The sequence below is a fragment of the Microbacterium murale genome (assembly GCF_030815955.1).
Classification (GTDB): Bacteria; Actinomycetota; Actinomycetes; order Actinomycetales; family Microbacteriaceae; genus Microbacterium; species Microbacterium murale_A.
Genome location: NZ_JAUSXK010000001.1, coordinates 2,542,143 through 2,558,072, shown reverse-complemented (window position 1 = coordinate 2,558,072; position 15,930 = coordinate 2,542,143). Strand labels below are relative to the sequence as shown.

Sequence of the window (15,930 nt, the reverse complement as noted above, 5' to 3'; positions counted from 1 at the left end):
CGTTTCAGATGAATGTGCGCCCGAAGGGACTCGAACCCCTAACCTTCTGATCCGTAGTCAGATGCTCTATCCATTGAGCTACGGGCGCATATCTCGGCCCACATCTCTCGAAGTGGGCCTCAGCAAGAATACATGACGAAGCACCCCAACGCGAAACCGAGCGTCACGCGTCCTGCTCGCGCTTGCGCCGTGCGCGTCGTTCGGATGAGAGTGCCTGCAGATCGACGAGGCGCAGCGCCTGCATCCGCGCCTCACGCATGACGGCGTAGTCGGGATCCTGATCGGGGCGCATGCCCTCGACGTGGAGCCGGCGATCCAGATTGCCACGCACATCCGCCCACGCCGCTTCGCGTGCGCCTTCGACGAGCGCGCCGAGCTGTTCGGGGTCTTCGGCGATCGCCCTCAGCTTCTCGGCGACGCCGGCCGACTGCTTGGCGCGGCGGCGGAGGTTGCGCACGTCGCGGTCGCGGTAGTCATGTGTACTCGACGGGTCGGAGTGACGACCCCGGGCGCGCTTGCGCCACGTGGTCACGCGTTCGGCCGCCTGCGCGGACTCATCGGCCATAGCGAGCAGCGCTTCACGAGCGTCGGCGAGGTAACGAGCGGCGTCGAACACTCCGCCCTGGGCGATCGTGCCGACGAGGATGCGATTCTTCACCGTCAGGCGCGCCGCAGCGGTACCGATGGCGACGCCTTCGGCCACAGCATCCGCAGTTCGTCCCACCACAACCTCCTCTGGAAATCGTACCGTTACCAACCGACGTCAGTGTCGGCCAGAATGGAACCCGACAGGTTCTCCCCACCTGCGATGAAGCGACTGGCGCGCACCCGAAGCCTGCCAGGAGGAGGATGCATGAGACGGCTGACCCTTGCCGGGAACACCACCGTGATCACCGGCGCCGCCAGCGGCATGGGCGCGGAACTCGCCCGCCGGCTGGCTGCCACAGGAGTGAATCTCGCGCTGCTCGACCACAACGCGCAGGCGCTGGCATCAGTCGCGGCGGACCTGCCTGGCACCGTAACCACCCACATCGTCGATCTTCGCGACGACGAGGCGGTCGTCGCCGCCGCCGCCGAAGTGACAGCCGCGCACCCGCGGATCAACGCGCTGATCACCTGTGCCGGATCGTCGATGCTCGGCAGCCTCGACCAGCTCACGATGGAGGAGATGCGCTGGCTGGTCGACGTCAACCTCTGGGGCACCGTCTCGATCACGAAGGCGCTTCTGCCGGCATTGCACGCCAGGCCGGCCGCGCATATCACGCATCTCGCCAGCGTCTATGCGCTCGCAGCTCCTGCAGGACGCATCCCCTACTCGATGAGCAAGTTCGCCGTCCGGGGATTCTCGGAAGCGCTGCGGCACGAACTGGAAGGCAGCACCGTCACCGTCGGCGCCGTCTATCCGGCGGGAGTACGGACGGGCATCATCCTGCACGGTCGATACGCCGCCTCGATCGACCCCGCCGTCGCCGCACGCGCTGCCTCAGCGCAAGCGGCGATGTACCACACCGAACCCACAGACGCCGCGGCACGCATCATCCGTGCCACTGAGCGGCGAAGCATCCGCACGATGGTCGGACGCGAAGCGCGCCTGATCGACGTGCTGACGCGCGTGGCTCCGAACCGATACTGGCGGGTGATGCGCGGAGCACTGCGACAGGCGACCGACACGACGACGCCGGTGAGCTGACGCCAAGGGGCCGCCGCAGACCAGACCGGACCGGACCAGCGGAAGCCCGAACCTGCAGCGATCTACTCCTCGGTCGCCCTCGTCGGCGAGGCGACATCGCTGAGCTTCTTCGCTGCGGCGGCAGCGCCCTGCTCGAGATGGCGAACCACCAGGGTCTTCACCAGCTCCACATCGCGGGCAAGAATCGCCTCGTACAGCCGCCGATGCTCGGCGGCCATCGCCTCCAGATCGCCATGCTGACCGAACACCCATTTCAGACGAGTGGCGTAGATGCTGGCGAGTTCGCTGAGCATGTCATTGCCCGCCAGCACCACCATGTGCTCATGGAACGCACCCGACAGCCCCCTGGCCACGTCACCATCGCCAGCGCTCGCGGCACGCTCTTCACGCTCCACGAGTAGACGCAACTGTTCGATTCCCTCGTGGTCATGGCGTTCCGTCGCGAGAATGAACACCTCCGTCTCGATCGCCGCACGGACCTCTGCGAAATCCCGCACGTCCCGCAGCGTGAACTCGCGCACGATCGCCCAGCTGCGAGGCCGCGCGACCACGATGCCCTCGTTCACCAGAGCACGGATCGCCTCGCGGACGGGCAGACGTGAGACGCGCAGCTCCGTCGCGAGGTCTCGCTCCACCAGCCTCGATCCGGGCGGCCGCCGACCCAGCACGATGTCATCGCGCAGCATTCGCGTCACGCGTACAGATTCAAGCTCCCCGTTTTCCGCCCCCATGGGCGCATTCTCGCACTCATTCGACGTTCACACCAGATTTGGTATCCCAGATGCGGCTCCGCGGACCCTCCGCTTCAGGGCACGCGGTCGGCCTTGGCGAGGTTCGCCCGAAGCTCCGCCGCAGTCTGGCGTACGACGTACGCCGGACGGTCGCGCTCGACGCGCCACGACTCACTCAACGGGCTGACATCCACCGTGTCGAAGCCGATCTGGTCGTAGAGCGTCGTGACGAAATCGGCCGCCTCGGGGAAGTCGCTCGAAGTCGCCAGTGCACGACGGTTCGGCTCCCCCGCCGGCGCCACGTCGACAGTGATGTCGCCGGACCCGATGTGGTTGAACGCCTTCGCGACCTTCGACGTGGGCAGGTGCTCCTGCAACAGCTGTGAGACGGTCGTCTCACCCTTGTCGAGAGCGTCGATGTGACCATCCCGCTCGAAATAGTAGTTGTTGGTGTCGAGCACGATCTTGCCGGCCAGCGGCTCCACCGGAATCTGCGAGAGCGCGTGCAGCGGCACCGTCACCACGACGACGTCGCCGGCAGCGCCCGCGTCGGCAGCCGTCGCCGCCTTCGCCTTCGGCCCGAGCTCGGCGACGAGGTCCGAGAGCGTTTCCGGGCCGCGCGAGTTCGAGATCACGACGTCGTATCCGGCCGTGATGGCCGCACGTGCGACCTGGCTGCCGATGTGTCCTGCACCGATGATTCCAAGAGTTGTCATGTCAGTGGCAACAGGGGCGATCCGGCGCTATTCCCTCGTGTCGGAAGATGACGCCGCACTCACGCCATGCCGCCATCAGACCGTGGTCAGCCTGCCCTGGGGAAAGATGCCGACCGCGACGGGCTGCCCTCGGGTGTTCGACCACTGGCTCCACGAGCCCGGGTACACGAGGGCACGGATGCCTGACTGCTCAAGCGCCAACGCGGTGTGCATCGCAGCCACTCCTGAACCGCAGTACACGGCGACCTGGGTGGTGGCATCCACTCCCGCGGTCGCGAAGATGCGGCGCAGCGCATCCGGGTGCTGCAACCGGCCATCACCGGCGACGGTCGCCATCGCAGGAAGGTTGACCGCACCGGGGATGTGCCCGCCGACCGGGTCTGTCGCCGTGTGCGCGCCGCTGTACTGCTCGGGCGTGCGAACGTCGAGCAGCACTCCCGCTGTCACGGAACGCCTCGATCTCGTCGAGGACGATCACTCCCCCGCTGTCGCCCTCGAACGTGATTCCGCCGGCCTGAGGCAGCACATCACCGCGTTCGAGGGGCATCCCCTCGGCTGCCCAGGCACGGATGCCGCCGTCGAGCACTCGCACATCGACTCCGAGCCGACGCAGCAGCCACCACAGGCGCGCCGCCGGCACGCTCCGGTTGTCGTCGTACGCGACGGCGATGTCGCCGTCGTCGAGCCCCCACCCGCGCGCCGCCCGTTGCAGATCATCCGTGTCGGGAAGCGGATGCCGGCCCTCCGCCGGCTCGCCGCGACGAGCGAGCTCATTCTCCAGGTCGACGTACACCGCCCCCGGCAGATGCGCTCGCAGATATTCTGGTCGCCCCTCAGGGCGATCAAGCCGCCAGCGCACGTCGAGCAGCCGCACGGCAGGCCCGGTGTCGTGCTCTTCGGCGCGCTGCAGATGAATCAGCTGCGCCACGCTGACCAGGTGGCTCATCCCCCCAGCATCCGCACCCGACGCAACGTCGGCACCCACCGGCGACACGGTCGTTCACGAAGCGACACACTGCGTCACATGCAGCCTGCGACGAGGAGAGCTTCGGGCGGATCAGACGAGCTTGCGCAGGGCATCCTCTGCGGCCACCCATGCGAGCATCGCGCACTTCACACGGGCGACGTAGCGGGAGACGCTGCCGAGCGCCGCAGCATCGCCGAGCAATTCCTCGTCCGGCTCGATCTTGCCGCGCGAGCGCATCGCCTCGCGGAACGCGTCGATGCGCGTCTCGATCTCCGGCACCGTCATGCCCTCGACCAGCTCGGCGAACAGCGAGGCGGACGCCTGCGAGATGGCGCAGCCGTGCCCTTCCCACGCGATGGCTTCGATCGTGCCGTCGGATGCCGCATGCACCTGCAGCGTGATCTCATCACCGCAGGTCGGATTCAGCTGATGCGACTGCGCCTTGACCTCGTCGCGCAGGCCGAATCCGTGCGGCGTGCGGGAGTGATCGAGGATCAGCTCCTGGTACAGGTTCTGCAGATCACTGGAGCTCATGAGCGCACTCCGAAGAACTCGATCGTCGCCGCGACACCCTCGAGGAAGGCATCGACCTCGGCCTCGGTCGAGTAGACATAGGTGCTCGCACGGGTCGATGAGGTCACGCCGAGCCTGCGGTGCAACGGCTGCGCGCAGTGATGCCCCACACGCACGGCGATGCCCTGGTCGTCGAGGAACTGTCCGACGTCGTGCGAGTGGATGCCGGGAATGTCGAAGCTCGCAAGTCCCACCCGCGGCAGGTCGATGCCCGCGCCGAGCACGCGCACGCCGTCGATCGCGGAGAGTCCCTCGACGAGGCGGCGACCGAGCAGCGCCTCGTGGGCGGCGATCTGCGGCATTCCGACCGCCGACAGATAGTCGACCGCCGCGGCGAGCGCGACAGCCTGCGACACCCGCTGGGTGCCGGCCTCGAAACGCTGCGGCGGCGGCAGGTACTCGGCCGCGGTCGTGGTGACCGTCGTGATCATCGATCCGCCGGTGAGGAAGGGCGGCATCACCTCGAGCAGCTCACGACGGCCGTAGAGCGCACCGATGCCGGTCGGCCCGAGCATCTTGTGTCCGGAGAACACCGCGAAGTCGACATCCAGGACCTTCACGTCGAGCGGCAGGTGCGGCGCCGACTGGCAGGCGTCGAGCAGCACGAGCGCACCGACCTCGTGGGCGGCGGCGATCAACTGCTCGACAGGGTTGACGACTCCGAGCACGTTGGAGACGTGTGTGACGGCGACGATCCTGGTGCGAGGGCCGATCATTCTGGTTGCTTCATCGAGACGCAACGCGCCGTCGTCATCGACGGGGATGACCCGCAGCGTCGCACCGGTGCGCGCGGCGAGCTCCTGCCACGGGATGAGATTGGCGTGGTGCTCCATCTCGGTCGTGACGATCTCGTCACCCTCGCCCAGTCCGAACTTCTCGGCCGCCGCGCCGCCGCGCCCGAGCGATGCGTTCGAGAACGCGTAGGCGACGAGGTTGATCGCCTCGGTCGCGTTCGATGTCCAGACGATCTCGTCTTCATCAGCGCCGACGAACCTGGCGAGAGTGGCGCGGGCGCCTTCGAAGACCTCGGTCGCCTCAGCGGCGAGTGTGTGCGCACCACGGTGCACCGCAGCGTTGAGCGTGGTCAGGAACTCGCGTTCCGCGTCGAGCACCGCAAGGGGGCGCTGAGAAGTCGCGCCGGAGTCGAGATAGACGAGCGGATGCCCGTTCACCTGCGTCTGCAGGATCGGAAAGTCCTCGCGGAGGCGCTGGATCTCGGCATCCGTCAGCGAGGTGGCATCGAGGGAAGTGCTCATCCTTCAAGTTTCTCACCCATGGGCGCCACCTGGGCCCCGGAGCTCAGGCAGGTGCGTCGTCCGGGTTGAGCGCCTTCAGCGCATCTTCCTCGACTTCGTTGTCGGCCTCGAGTTGCTCCTCGGTGGTTTCGTCGCCGCCCAAGGGCGCGCCAGCGTCGTCGTGTGCAGCCGGGTGCTCGGGGCGACGTTCTTCAGCGGGGTCGGGTATGCGGTCTTCCATACCGGGCACGCTACGCCTGATCGGTCGGCGGCACCACGATGTCGTGCCTCGGGACGGCGCCTACGGCGTCGTCCGCTCGTTCTTGACCAGTGCTCCCGCGGTGATGAACGCGAGCGCAGCCACGAAATGCGCGACCACCCACACCCAGCCGCTGAAGCCGAACGGGAAGATCGGATTCCAGACCACCGCGATCGCGATGAAGACGATGCTCCACCACCACTGCCCCGCCTGGAATGCGAACCAGGCGACGATGACGGCGAGGATGGCGACCAGGTACAGGATCACTGTCGCGACTGCACCATCAGGGAACAGCGGTGCGAGGAAGAGGGCGATCGCCGCGAGCAGGCCGGGTGCGAGTACGTTGCGCTGCATCTGCGAGGCGGAGGAGGTCATGTCATCCATCTTCCCGCACTTCCAGTCTACCGGTGAGGCGGGGGCTTGCGGCAAGGGCACCCCAGGGGCGCATACTGGTCGATCGTGTGCACGATTCCGGGCGCGCATGATCGATTCGGAGACGTCATGATCCTCCCCACCACCAGCGCTTTCCAGCTCGCCGACCGCCTTGTCGCCAAGGCAGATCCCTCCCTCATCTCATCCGACGAAGAGCAGTTCGCGGCGATCGCCGAGACCGTCCGTGGCAGCATCGCCGATGCATCCGCCCGCCTCGATCGCGCGCTCGGTGCATCCAGCGGCGTCGGCGGCGCGGCAGTGGAACGCGATCTGGAGATCCACCGCCTGAACGCACGCCTCGCCATGTTCCGCCGCTACGGGATCGACATGTGCCTCGGGCGCATGGTCACAGCCGACGGCACCCGCATCTACATCGGCCGGCTCGGCCTCACCGGCTCGGATGGACGCCAACTGCTCGTCGACTGGCGTGCACCTGCCGCAGAGCCCTTCTTCGGCGCGACGCTCGCCGACCCGATGGGTCTGATCAGTCGCCGCCGCTACCGCTGGACCGGTGGCCGCATCAGCGACTACTGGGATGAGGCGTTCACCGCCGAAGCGCTGGCGGCCGGCGGCGCGCTCGATGACCAGTCCGCCTTCATCGCGAGCCTCGGCAGTTCGCGCTCAGCGCGTATGCGCGATGTGCTGGCGACGATCCAGGCCGACCAGGATGCCATCATCCGCGCAGGTTCCAGTGGGACTCTCGTCGTGGACGGCGGCCCGGGCACGGGCAAGACCGTCGTCGCCCTTCATCGTGCCGCCTACCTGCTCTACTCCGACGCGCGCATCTCTCGCGGCAGCGGCGGCGGCGTGCTCGTCGTCGGCCCGCATCAGCCGTATCTCTCCTATGTCGATGACGTGCTGCCCAGCCTCGGCGAAGACCGTGTGCAGACATGCACACTGCGTGATCTCGTTCCGGATGGAGCAGACGCCCCGCTCGAAGCCGATCCTGCCGTCGCCCGGGTGAAAGCCGATGGCCGCCTGGTCGACGCGGTCGGGAGAGCCGTGCGTCTCTACGAGCAACCGCCGCAGCGGTCGACAACGGTCGAGACGCCCTGGACAGACCTGCGGGTGCGGGCCCTCGACTGGGAGGAAGCATTCGACACGGATACCGATGCACCGCACAATGAGGCCCGCGACGAGGTGTGGGATGCGCTGCTGGACATCGTGCTCGACCGGTTCGAAGAGCAGATTCCCCGCGCACAGCTGAAGCGCTCTCTCGCGCAGGATGAGGCCCTCACCCAGACGTTCGGGCGCGCGTGGCCTCTGCTCGACCCGCTCGGCCTCGTCGCTGCTCTGTGGACCAGTCCAGGGTTCCTGAAGAGGTGCGCGCCGTGGTTGACGGACGAGGAAGTGCGACTGCTGCAGCGCGAGGACGGTCGAGCGTGGACGGCTTCTGATCTCCCCCTGCTCGACGCCGCGAGGCGCCAGGTGGGCGATCCGGGTGCCGGGAAGATGCGCCGCGAACGAGAGCGGCTGAAAGCGGCAGAGCGGGAGTACCGCGCGAGCGTGGCCGATTACCTGATGGAATCCTCAGACGACGATCTGGGTCTGATGTCGATGTTGCGCGGAGAAGATGTGCAGAACAGCCTCGACGATGACGATGCGCTCCCGCAGAGGGGCACCGACCTGCTCGCCGGACCCTTCGCGCACATCATCGTCGACGAGGCGCAGGAGCTGACGGATGCCGAGTGGCGGATGCTGCTGAGCCGATGCCCGTCACGGAGCTTCACGGTCGTCGGCGATCGCGCCCAGGCGCGGCACGGATTCACCGAGTCGTGGGAGGAACGGCTCTCGCACGCCGGCCTCAAGGACGTTCACGTGGCATCGCTCACGGTCAACTACCGCACGCCCGAAGAGATCATGGTCGAGGCCGAACCGGTGATCCGCGCCGCGCTCCCCGACGCGAACGTGCCGACCTCGGTGCGCGCGAGCGGCATCCCCGTGCATCGTGCAGCGATTAAGGAACGCGACACCATCATCGATGCATGGCTCGTCGAGAACGAGGAGGGCACGGCCTGCGTCATCGGCGATGAGACGTTCACCGCGAGCGAGCGGGTGTGGTCGTTGACGCCCGAGCTCTCGAAGGGCCTCGAGTTCGACCTGGTGGTACTGGTCGAACCCGAGAAGTTCGGCACAGGCATCGAAGGGGCGGTCGATCGGTATGTGTCGATGACACGTTCGACGCGCGAGCTCGTGATGCTGACCGCCTGATCAGATCACGCGGGCGGGAAATGCGGAATCTCGTTCGGCCTCGTCCCCCGGGAGGGGTTCACACCCGCTGCCACGGCGGTGTCGAGATCGGCCAGGAGCTCCTCGAGATTGCGGTACCTGGAGCGGGTCGGGCAGGGGCTGCGCAACCAGAGCACCTCGAGGGTGCCCGTCTCATTGCGATCGACGTACGCCACGAGGCGTCCCGGATCCGTCTGCTTTCTCGAGCCGTCGCTGATCCGCCACGCACCGCGTCCGAGAGGGATGACCTCCCAGGTCGCCGCGTTGGATCTCGGGGGCTCAGGGGCTGCGATCGTCATAGCGACTTTCCTCCAGTCACCGGCAGAACAGCGCCGGATACATAAGATGACTCGCCTGAAGCGAGGTATACATAGGCGCCGGCCAGTTCTGCGGGCTGCCCTGCCCGTCCCAGCGGCGTGTCCGCACCGAAGTTGCGGATCTTGTCGTCGTCCCATCCGGTGCCGGGGATCAGCGGCGTCCATATCGGACCGGGAGCCACCGCGTTCACGCGCACGCCCCGAGGCCCCGCTTCTTCGGCGAGCGCCTTCACGAACGCGACCTGAGCCGCCTTCGTCATCGCGTAGTCGATCAGTCCCGGTGACGGTTCGAAAGACTGGATGGAAGCGGTGACGATGATGCTGGAGCCGGGCTGGAGATTGGGGAAGGCTGCCCGGGCGGAGAAGATCATCCCGGCGAGGTTGGTGTCGAACACCCGACGCATGGCCTCGGTGTCCAGATGCGCGAGGCCGGGGACATCGTGCTGATAGCCGGCGTTCAGGACGAGGATGTCGAGGTCGCCGAGCGCTCGTCGAGACTCGAGCACGCACTCGGTGGCGAATTCCTCGTCGCGCACGTCACCGGCGATGCTGAGGCCGGTGCGGCCCGCTTCTCGAACAAGACGCAGCGTCTCGTCAGCATCCTCCTGCTCCTCCGGCATATGGACGATCGCGACGTCCGCGCCTTCACGGGCGAAGGCGATGGCGACCGCACGACCGATTCCGGAGTCGCCGCCGGTGATCAGCGCGTGCCTTCCGGTCAATCGCCCGTGCCCCTCATAGCTGTCCTCACCGTGATCGGGTGTCGGTCGCATCAGCTCGGTCTGACCCGGCTGGTCCTGCTGCTGGGCAGGGAAACCCTCGTTCGGGTGTGCATAGCGGGGGTCTTCGGTGTGCATCTGATCTCCTCTCTCGGTCGAGTGTGATTCGACACTCCTTCACTTCTGCACCCCTGCCAAGGGGGTTGACACACCGGCGGGCTAGTGCGATTGCGCGCCCATGTCAACGGGGCGGCTTTGCGCCTGCCTCGGCGAGAGGATGCGAGAGCAGCGAAAGAAGGGAACGACCATGAGCGACGTGACGATCCTCGCCCCGTCCCCGACACTGACGGTGACCGTCGAAGATCACCCACAGGGTTCCGAGATCCACGTGCACGCCGGTGGACAGGGAGTCTGGCAGGCCCGGATGCTGCGCAGGCTCGGTGTCTCGGTGACGATGTGCTGCGTGCTGAGCGGCGAGATCGGCCGGACGCTGAGGCACCTGCTGGAGGACGAGGAGATCACCGTCGTCGCCGTCGAGCGAGAGGGACGCGGATCCGCATACGTGCACGATCGCCGTGAGGGACAGCGGAACGTGATCGCCGAGGAGGAGGGCGATGCCATCGGCCGCCACGAACAGGACGATCTCTACGGTGCGGTACTGCGCAGCAGCGCCGAATCGACAGCCGTGCTGCTGAGCGGCCCGGCGGGTGATGCGACGGTGCCGGCGGACATCTACCGCCGCCTCGCGATCGACCTGCGTGGTGAAGGGCGCTCCGTCATCGCCGATCTCGCTGGCGAACGACTGCGGGCGGTCGTCGAGGGCGGCATCGATGTGCTCAAGGTCAGCCATGAGGAGTTGCGCTCCGATGGACTCGTGCGCGAGCCGTCTGTGCCGGAGATCACCCACGCCATGCAACATCTCCGCGAGCAGGGGGCAGGCGCAGTCATCGTGACGCGGGCATCCGAACCGCTGCTGCTGCTTGATGAGCACGGCGTCATCGAGGTGTCCCTGCCGCGTTTCGAGGAGAACGAGACCCGCGGCGCCGGAGACTCGCTCACGGCGGGAGTGGTCGCGGCACTCATCCGCGGTGAGAGTCTGCGTGATGCCGTCAGCCTCGGTGCGGCCGCTGGCGCGCTCAACGTCACCCGTCACGGACTCGGCACGGGCGATGCAGAGGCGATAGTGCAACTGCGTGAAAGTGTCCAGGTGCGGGAGCTTCCCCAGTTCGATGCGGATGCGGAGATGCCGCAGGGACGAGTCAGCCCGGATGGGTTGGCGGCGCTGGCCGAGACGGAGGAACCATGACGCACCGCGCTCTGATCACGAACGACGACGGAATCGACGCCGCTGGCCTCGTGGCGCTGGCGGATGCTGCAGCACAGGCCGGCCTCGACGTCACCATCGCGGCGCCCGCGGCCCAGTCGAGCGGGTCGAGCGCATCGATCATGGCGAGTGAGTCCGACGGACGCATAGCGGTCGATCGACGCACTCTGGATGCGCTGCCTGACGTGCCCGCGTTCGCCGTGCACGGAGGACCGGGGTTGATCGCCATGATCGCCGCGCGGGGAGCGTTCGGGACTGCGCCGGACGTGGTGCTGTCCGGCGTGAACCACGGCGCCAACGTCGGACGGGCGATCCTGCACTCCGGCACGGTCGGCGCCGCTCTCACCGGCGCCTTGAACGGGGCCTGGGCCATGGCGGTGTCACTTGACGTCGGCATGAACCCGCACTCGTTCCACTGGGATGTCGCCGCCCGGGCAGCCATCGAGCTGCTTCCCCTGTTGACAGCGCAACCGCGCGGTACGGCCTTGAACGTCAACGCCCCGAACCGGCCCGATCCCCTCGGCATCCGCCAGTGCACGCTGGCTCCGTTCGGCATCGTGCAGACGACCGTGGCAGAGAGCGACGAGAGCTATGTGCGCCTGGCTGTCGAAGAGCTTCCGAACGTCCCGACAGCAGACAGCGACGCCGCATGCCTTTCCGAGGGATGGGTCACCATGACGAGCGTCGACTCGGTCACAGAGCGCCGCATCGATGTCGGGGATCAGCTGATCGGAGGGACCGTCGACATCTCTGCGGTGCCAGGGGCTTCTCCGTTGTCGGCAGGCTCCGGGACGAGATAGAGGCCAGACGGAGAGTTCGCAGTGAAAGCGAGCGCTTCGACCCATGCACGATTCACCGAAGGCTGTCGCCCGCCGTAGTACTTGTAGACGATCGAGCTACCCGGATGCACCCACACCGTGGTGCGGCCACCGCCCACGCTGGCATCTTCGCGCCAGCTGAATGCGAAAGGCTCGCCTCGTCGCAGCTTCGCACTGATCACGAGCTGCATGTGCAGCAGTGCGCGGTCTTCGATCTCGACCTTGACGCCGCCCTCGTAGATGAACTTGCCCATGCGATCACGACCTCCTGTGTGAGATATCCAGCAGCTCATGAGCTGTCTAATCCGATGTCCTGTCGCTAGCGTAGTCGTATGGGCATGCTCTACTACGGCGGCTCCGCCGACCCGATCCCTGTGGAAGACCGTGCCCTCGCGCACCTCAAGGTCGTCATCGCCACGAAGCTGCGTCGCAATGAGAGCTTCACGCTCTCGTGGAGGCACCCGGAGACCGAGCATCCCGGTCGCTCCACGATCTGGCTGCATCCCTCGATCCCGCTGCGCTTCGTATTCGATGAACCGGAACCCCCGGCGCTGAGTGCCGAATGGATCACGACGATGGCGAACTCTGCGAACTCGAGCGGAGGCATCACGCTGGTGCCGGAAGACGTTCAGAAATCAGACGTCTAGTCCCGAGTACGTCTATGGTCAAGGCCCTCGTCGTCGATTTCGCGACGACATAGCCTTACGGTTCCAGTGAGTTCGAAGGGACCGGACATGACCGACCAGACTGCGCCCGGGTACAAGCCGACCACGACACACGCCGAGTGGGGCGCCGGAGACCCGCGACTGCTCATCTCGCGCGAGGACGACCGCTCCGTGCACCACATCACCACCGATACGGTGCGCATCGGTGGTGCCGAAGGCAACGAACTCCGTCTTGCCGACACCGACCCGGTGCATGCGACGATCACGCACGACGAGCGGGACGAGTACGTGCTCACGCTGCACGGCATGGGAGAGATGAACGCGAATCCATTGTCTGCCGAGACCGACGGCGGCGATCGCTCGGAGATCCTCCGTACCGGCGCACGGTTCACGGCGGGTCCCTGGACGCTGGTGTTCGCCAGGGAGGAGTTCGCCGACCATGGCCGACCCTTCGGCGGACGCGAGGGCGGAGAGCTCGATGATCAGCCGCCGCAGCCGGCCCGACCCGACTACACCGACGACACACATGACGCGTCGGACGCCGGACTCGAGGTGAAAGACGGCTGACGCGGAACTGTCAACCCCCTCCGCTGCCACGTCGACCACGATCTATCGTGACGGCGAACTGAGTTCATACGACGAGAGGAACAAGAGCATGACGCTGACGCGGGACATCATGACCCCTGCACCACGGTGCATCGGCGAGAACGACTCACTCAGCATCGCGGCATCCCTGATGTCCGAGTTGAACGTCGGCGCACTGCCGATCTGCGGCGAGGACAGGAAGCTCAAGGGAATGCTCACCGACCGTGACATCGTCGTCAGAGCCGTCGCCGAAGGCCTCGACCCCGAGAGCACCCCCTCAAGAGCGCTCGCACAGGGCAAGCCGATCACCGTCGACGCATCGGATGACATCCGCATCGCCCTCGAGAAGATGCAGGAGCATCAGATCCGCCGCCTGCCCGTGATCGAAGACCACCTGCTTGTCGGCATCATCAGTCAGGCCGACGTCGCGCGGTCTCTGACCGCCGAGACGACCGGCGTGACTGTCGAGAGCATCTCTCGCTAGGGGCCAGCAGTGCCCGATAATCAATCCACAGACATCGACCATCTCAGTGAGCTGGCTCGCGCCCATGGTCTTCGCATCGCGGTCGTCGAGTCACTCACTTCCGGCGGCCTCGCGCACGCGATCGGTGCCGGCGAGGAGGCCAGCAGATGGTTCGCCGGAGGCATCGTCGCGTATATGACCGATGTCAAGCAGCACCTGCTCCACGTGGCACCGGGAGTCGACCCGTGCTCCGCGGAATGCGCAGAGCAGCTGGCTGTCGGCGGCCTCGATCTTTTCGCCGCTGACGTCTGCGTCGCGACAACCGGTGTGGGAGGGCCGGATCCCGAAGACGGTCACGCTCCAGGAACGGTGTATCTGGGTTGGGCAGTCCAGCATCAAAGCGGGCACGAACACCTCCGACTCCAGGGCGACCCGGATGCTGTGCTAACCGCGACGATCGCTGCAGGCGTCCGCCTGTTACGTGCGCACGCAGAGGGCTTCACCCGCCAGCTCGATCACGTCGGTGCCCGTTTCCACCGCTCCACTTGACGCGCGACTCGACACCGACACCGACTCGACACCGACACCGACACCGACACCGACACCGACACCGACACCGAAGGAGGAGAACCATGCCACGTGGCGCGAATTCACGACTCAAGGACCCGGAACTCTATGAGGAGCTTCGCGACGATGGCGCCTCGAAGGAGAAGGCCGCGCGCATCTCGAACGCCACGGGAGGAACGAAACGTGGGCGGTCAGAGGTCGGCCGCCGCGGCGGTGAGGCCGGCGACTACGAGGACTGGACGGTCGACAGGTTGCGAAAACGATCGAAGGAACTCGGCCTCTCCGGCTACTCGAAGAAGCGGAAGTCCGAACTGATCAAGGCGCTTCGGAACCACTGATCGTCAGCACGCGGTCGAGGTGGTGGTTGCGGAACTTCCCCTCGGGGTCGACTCGTGCGGCCAGCGCTGCGAAGTCACTGAGGCGATGGAAGCCGGCGGCCTGGTCGAACCCGTCCGAGTACACCTTGCCCCAATGCGACCGTGGTGTGAACGGTCTCAGCGCTGCCTCGATCTCCGGCAGAATGGCGGCGACCTCCGCCGGACGTTGCTTCCAGGTGAAGTGGATGGCGACGCGTCCGCCGCCTTCCCCACCGCTGAGCCACAGGTCATCCCCCGCGAAGGTGCGGAACTCGCTCACGTGCAGCAGCGGGTCGATCCGCTCACCGAGCGGGCGGATCGCCTGCAGAGCGTCGACCGCAACCGCCCGCGGCACGAAGAACTCGGACTGGATCTCGTCGCCGCCGGCGCTCGGGGCACGGTCGTAACGGAAATGCGCGAGCCTCGTCGACCATGCACCGCGCGTGCCGAGCGGCGTCATGTTGTCATCCGGTGCGTCGCCGGTGATGATGGCGTGCACTTCGGCCGTGACTCGATCACCGCCGAAGAGCTGCGGCGCAGCATCCGCGGTCTCGGCCTGAGGCGTGAGGGCGCGGTTCTTGAGCCAGAGAGTCGAGAGAGTCGGCCCGCCCCATCGGCCGAGCACGCTGACGCTGTATGCGGCACCCATGATCTCGTCGAACTCGTCGAGGAAGGTGTCCCACCGCAGGCCGGTGTAGACCTGCTGCGTCATGTCATACGTGGGTTCGATCGCGAGGGTGATGCGCGTGATGACACCGAGTGCCCCGAGAGCGACGACGCTGCCGTTGAAATCGGGCTCTCCGGCACGCACCCATGTCAGTTCTCCATCAGCGCCGATCCGTTCGATTCCCCGCACGGCGGTCGACAGCACGCCGTTACGGTCTCCGGAACCGTGCGTCGCCGTGGCGGTGGCTCCCGCGACCGAGATGTGCGGCAACGAGCCGAGGTTGTGCAGCGCCCAGCCGTGCTCCTGCAGGAATGCTGCGACCGCGCCGTACGGGGCGGCACCAGGTACGGTGACGGTGCGCGCCGTCTCATCCAGCTCGAACGGTGACGCGACATCCTGGAGCGAGATGAGTTGCGGAGCGTCGGCGATGTCGTTGAAGGAATGACCGGTGCCCAGCGCTCTGATCCGAGGGGCATTCGCGACGAGCTGCTGCGCCTCGGCGATATCTCGGGCGCGCAGCACGTCCGTCGGGGTGAAGACGACGTTGCCCGCCCAGTTGCTGATTGCCATCCGACCATCATGCCGTGGCGATCAGCTGTCCAGGTTCAGATGACGCT

Annotated in this window: 22 protein-coding genes and 1 tRNA gene; 9 read left to right on the top strand and 14 right to left on the bottom strand. The window is 66.7% G+C overall.

Annotated features, from left to right (window positions below):
- Positions 1-15: 15 nt before the first annotated feature.
- Both QFZ46_RS12480 and QFZ46_RS12475 read right to left on the bottom strand, forming a co-directional pair.
- Positions 16-88: transfer RNA gene (locus QFZ46_RS12480), tRNA-Arg, on the bottom strand.
- A gap of 75 nt (positions 89-163) precedes the next feature.
- Positions 164-724 carry an asparagine synthase gene (locus QFZ46_RS12475; RefSeq protein ID WP_307361918.1) on the bottom strand — a complete coding sequence of 187 codons (561 nt, stop codon included), beginning with the start codon at positions 722-724 and terminating at the stop codon, positions 164-166.
- A gap of 129 nt (positions 725-853) precedes the next feature.
- Here QFZ46_RS12475 and QFZ46_RS12470 point away from each other — a divergent pair, with 129 nt between their 5' ends.
- Positions 854-1,690 carry an SDR family NAD(P)-dependent oxidoreductase gene (locus tag QFZ46_RS12470; protein ID WP_307361915.1) on the top strand — a complete coding sequence of 279 codons (837 nt, stop codon included), beginning with the start codon at positions 854-856 and terminating at the stop codon, positions 1,688-1,690.
- Between the two features lie 62 nt (positions 1,691-1,752).
- Here QFZ46_RS12470 and QFZ46_RS12465 read toward each other — a convergent pair whose 3' ends face one another.
- The 8 genes from QFZ46_RS12465 to QFZ46_RS12430 all read right to left on the bottom strand — a co-directional run bounded on the left by QFZ46_RS12465 (position 1,753) and on the right by QFZ46_RS12430 (position 6,546).
- Positions 1,753-2,376: a GntR family transcriptional regulator gene (locus QFZ46_RS12465; protein WP_307364600.1), complete on the bottom strand. Its 624-nt coding sequence runs from the start codon at positions 2,374-2,376 to the stop codon at positions 1,753-1,755.
- A gap of 119 nt (positions 2,377-2,495) precedes the next feature.
- Complete coding sequence (locus tag QFZ46_RS12460) at positions 2,496-3,137, bottom strand: NADPH-dependent F420 reductase (protein WP_307361913.1); 642 nt, start codon at positions 3,135-3,137, stop codon at positions 2,496-2,498.
- 75 nt (positions 3,138-3,212) lie between these two features.
- Positions 3,213-3,572 carry a sulfurtransferase gene (locus QFZ46_RS12455; RefSeq protein WP_307361911.1) on the bottom strand — a complete coding sequence of 120 codons (360 nt, stop codon included), beginning with the start codon at positions 3,570-3,572 and terminating at the stop codon, positions 3,213-3,215.
- The gene (locus tag QFZ46_RS12450; RefSeq protein WP_307361909.1) at positions 3,454-4,083 is read right to left on the bottom strand and encodes a sulfurtransferase; all 630 of its coding nucleotides are present in this window, start codon (positions 4,081-4,083) and stop codon (positions 3,454-3,456) included. The genes QFZ46_RS12455 and QFZ46_RS12450 overlap by 119 nt, the downstream gene beginning before the upstream one ends.
- A 111-nt stretch (positions 4,084-4,194) precedes the next feature.
- Entirely contained in the window at positions 4,195-4,638 is a 444-nt protein-coding gene (gene sufU, locus QFZ46_RS12445; protein WP_307361906.1) for a Fe-S cluster assembly sulfur transfer protein SufU, read from the bottom strand.
- Entirely contained in the window at positions 4,635-5,933 is a 1,299-nt protein-coding gene (locus tag QFZ46_RS12440) for a cysteine desulfurase (protein ID WP_307361903.1), read from the bottom strand. Before QFZ46_RS12440 ends, sufU begins: the two co-directional genes overlap by 4 nt.
- A 43-nt stretch (positions 5,934-5,976) precedes the next feature.
- Entirely contained in the window at positions 5,977-6,153 is a 177-nt protein-coding gene (locus tag QFZ46_RS12435; protein ID WP_307361902.1) for a hypothetical protein, read from the bottom strand.
- Positions 6,154-6,213: 60 nt separating this feature from the next.
- Positions 6,214-6,546, bottom strand: a complete 333-nt coding sequence (locus tag QFZ46_RS12430; protein WP_307361900.1) for a DUF6804 family protein — start codon at positions 6,544-6,546, stop codon at positions 6,214-6,216.
- A gap of 126 nt (positions 6,547-6,672) precedes the next feature.
- On the opposite strand from QFZ46_RS12430, the gene helR reads away from it, so the two are divergent.
- Complete coding sequence (helR, locus tag QFZ46_RS12425; protein ID WP_307361899.1) at positions 6,673-8,814, top strand: RNA polymerase recycling motor ATPase HelR; 2,142 nt, start codon at positions 6,673-6,675, stop codon at positions 8,812-8,814.
- Positions 8,815-8,819: 5 nt separating this feature from the next.
- Here the strand turns inward: helR and QFZ46_RS12420 are convergent, their stop codons facing one another.
- Together QFZ46_RS12420 and QFZ46_RS12415 are read right to left on the bottom strand one after the other, a co-directional pair.
- Positions 8,820-9,131, bottom strand: a complete 312-nt coding sequence (locus QFZ46_RS12420; RefSeq protein WP_307361898.1) for a hypothetical protein — start codon at positions 9,129-9,131, stop codon at positions 8,820-8,822.
- Entirely contained in the window at positions 9,128-10,006 is an 879-nt protein-coding gene (locus tag QFZ46_RS12415; protein ID WP_307361897.1) for an SDR family oxidoreductase, read from the bottom strand. The genes QFZ46_RS12420 and QFZ46_RS12415 overlap by 4 nt, the downstream gene beginning before the upstream one ends.
- 169 nt (positions 10,007-10,175) lie before the next feature.
- Between QFZ46_RS12415 and QFZ46_RS12410 the strand changes: the two genes are divergently transcribed.
- Together QFZ46_RS12410 and surE are read left to right on the top strand one after the other, a co-directional pair.
- Positions 10,176-11,174, top strand: a complete 999-nt coding sequence (locus tag QFZ46_RS12410; RefSeq protein WP_307361894.1) for a 1-phosphofructokinase family hexose kinase — start codon at positions 10,176-10,178, stop codon at positions 11,172-11,174.
- The gene (gene surE / locus QFZ46_RS12405; RefSeq protein WP_307361893.1) at positions 11,171-11,992 is read left to right on the top strand and encodes a 5'/3'-nucleotidase SurE; all 822 of its coding nucleotides are present in this window, start codon (positions 11,171-11,173) and stop codon (positions 11,990-11,992) included. The genes QFZ46_RS12410 and surE overlap by 4 nt, the downstream gene beginning before the upstream one ends.
- On the opposite strand, the gene QFZ46_RS12400 is transcribed toward surE, so the two are convergent.
- Positions 11,914-12,264 (bottom strand): DUF7882 family protein, encoded by a 351-nt coding sequence (locus QFZ46_RS12400; RefSeq protein WP_307361890.1) that lies wholly within the window; start codon positions 12,262-12,264, stop codon positions 11,914-11,916. The two genes, surE and QFZ46_RS12400, sit on opposite strands and share 79 nt — an antisense overlap.
- A gap of 78 nt (positions 12,265-12,342) precedes the next feature.
- Here QFZ46_RS12400 and QFZ46_RS12395 point away from each other — a divergent pair, with 78 nt between their 5' ends.
- The 5 genes from QFZ46_RS12395 to QFZ46_RS12375 all read left to right on the top strand — a co-directional run bounded on the left by QFZ46_RS12395 (position 12,343) and on the right by QFZ46_RS12375 (position 14,628).
- Positions 12,343-12,657 carry a DUF7882 family protein gene (locus tag QFZ46_RS12395; protein WP_307361889.1) on the top strand — a complete coding sequence of 105 codons (315 nt, stop codon included), beginning with the start codon at positions 12,343-12,345 and terminating at the stop codon, positions 12,655-12,657.
- An 87-nt stretch (positions 12,658-12,744) separates the two neighbouring features.
- On the top strand, positions 12,745-13,242 hold the full coding sequence (locus QFZ46_RS12390) for a hypothetical protein (protein ID WP_307361887.1): 498 nt from the start codon (positions 12,745-12,747) through the stop codon (positions 13,240-13,242).
- Positions 13,243-13,330: 88 nt separating this feature from the next.
- The gene (locus QFZ46_RS12385; protein WP_307361883.1) at positions 13,331-13,744 is read left to right on the top strand and encodes a CBS domain-containing protein; all 414 of its coding nucleotides are present in this window, start codon (positions 13,331-13,333) and stop codon (positions 13,742-13,744) included.
- 9 nt (positions 13,745-13,753) lie between these two features.
- A complete protein-coding gene (locus tag QFZ46_RS12380) occupies positions 13,754-14,272 on the top strand; it encodes a CinA family protein (RefSeq protein WP_307361882.1) in 519 nt (172 codons plus the stop codon).
- Positions 14,273-14,355: 83 nt separating this feature from the next.
- Positions 14,356-14,628, top strand: a complete 273-nt coding sequence (locus QFZ46_RS12375) for a DUF7218 family protein (RefSeq protein WP_307361879.1) — start codon at positions 14,356-14,358, stop codon at positions 14,626-14,628.
- Here the strand turns inward: QFZ46_RS12375 and QFZ46_RS12370 are convergent.
- Complete coding sequence (locus tag QFZ46_RS12370; protein WP_307361878.1) at positions 14,606-15,883, bottom strand: FAD-binding protein; 1,278 nt, start codon at positions 15,881-15,883, stop codon at positions 14,606-14,608. The genes QFZ46_RS12375 and QFZ46_RS12370 overlap by 23 nt on opposite strands.
- Between the last annotated feature and the right edge of the window lie 47 nt (positions 15,884-15,930).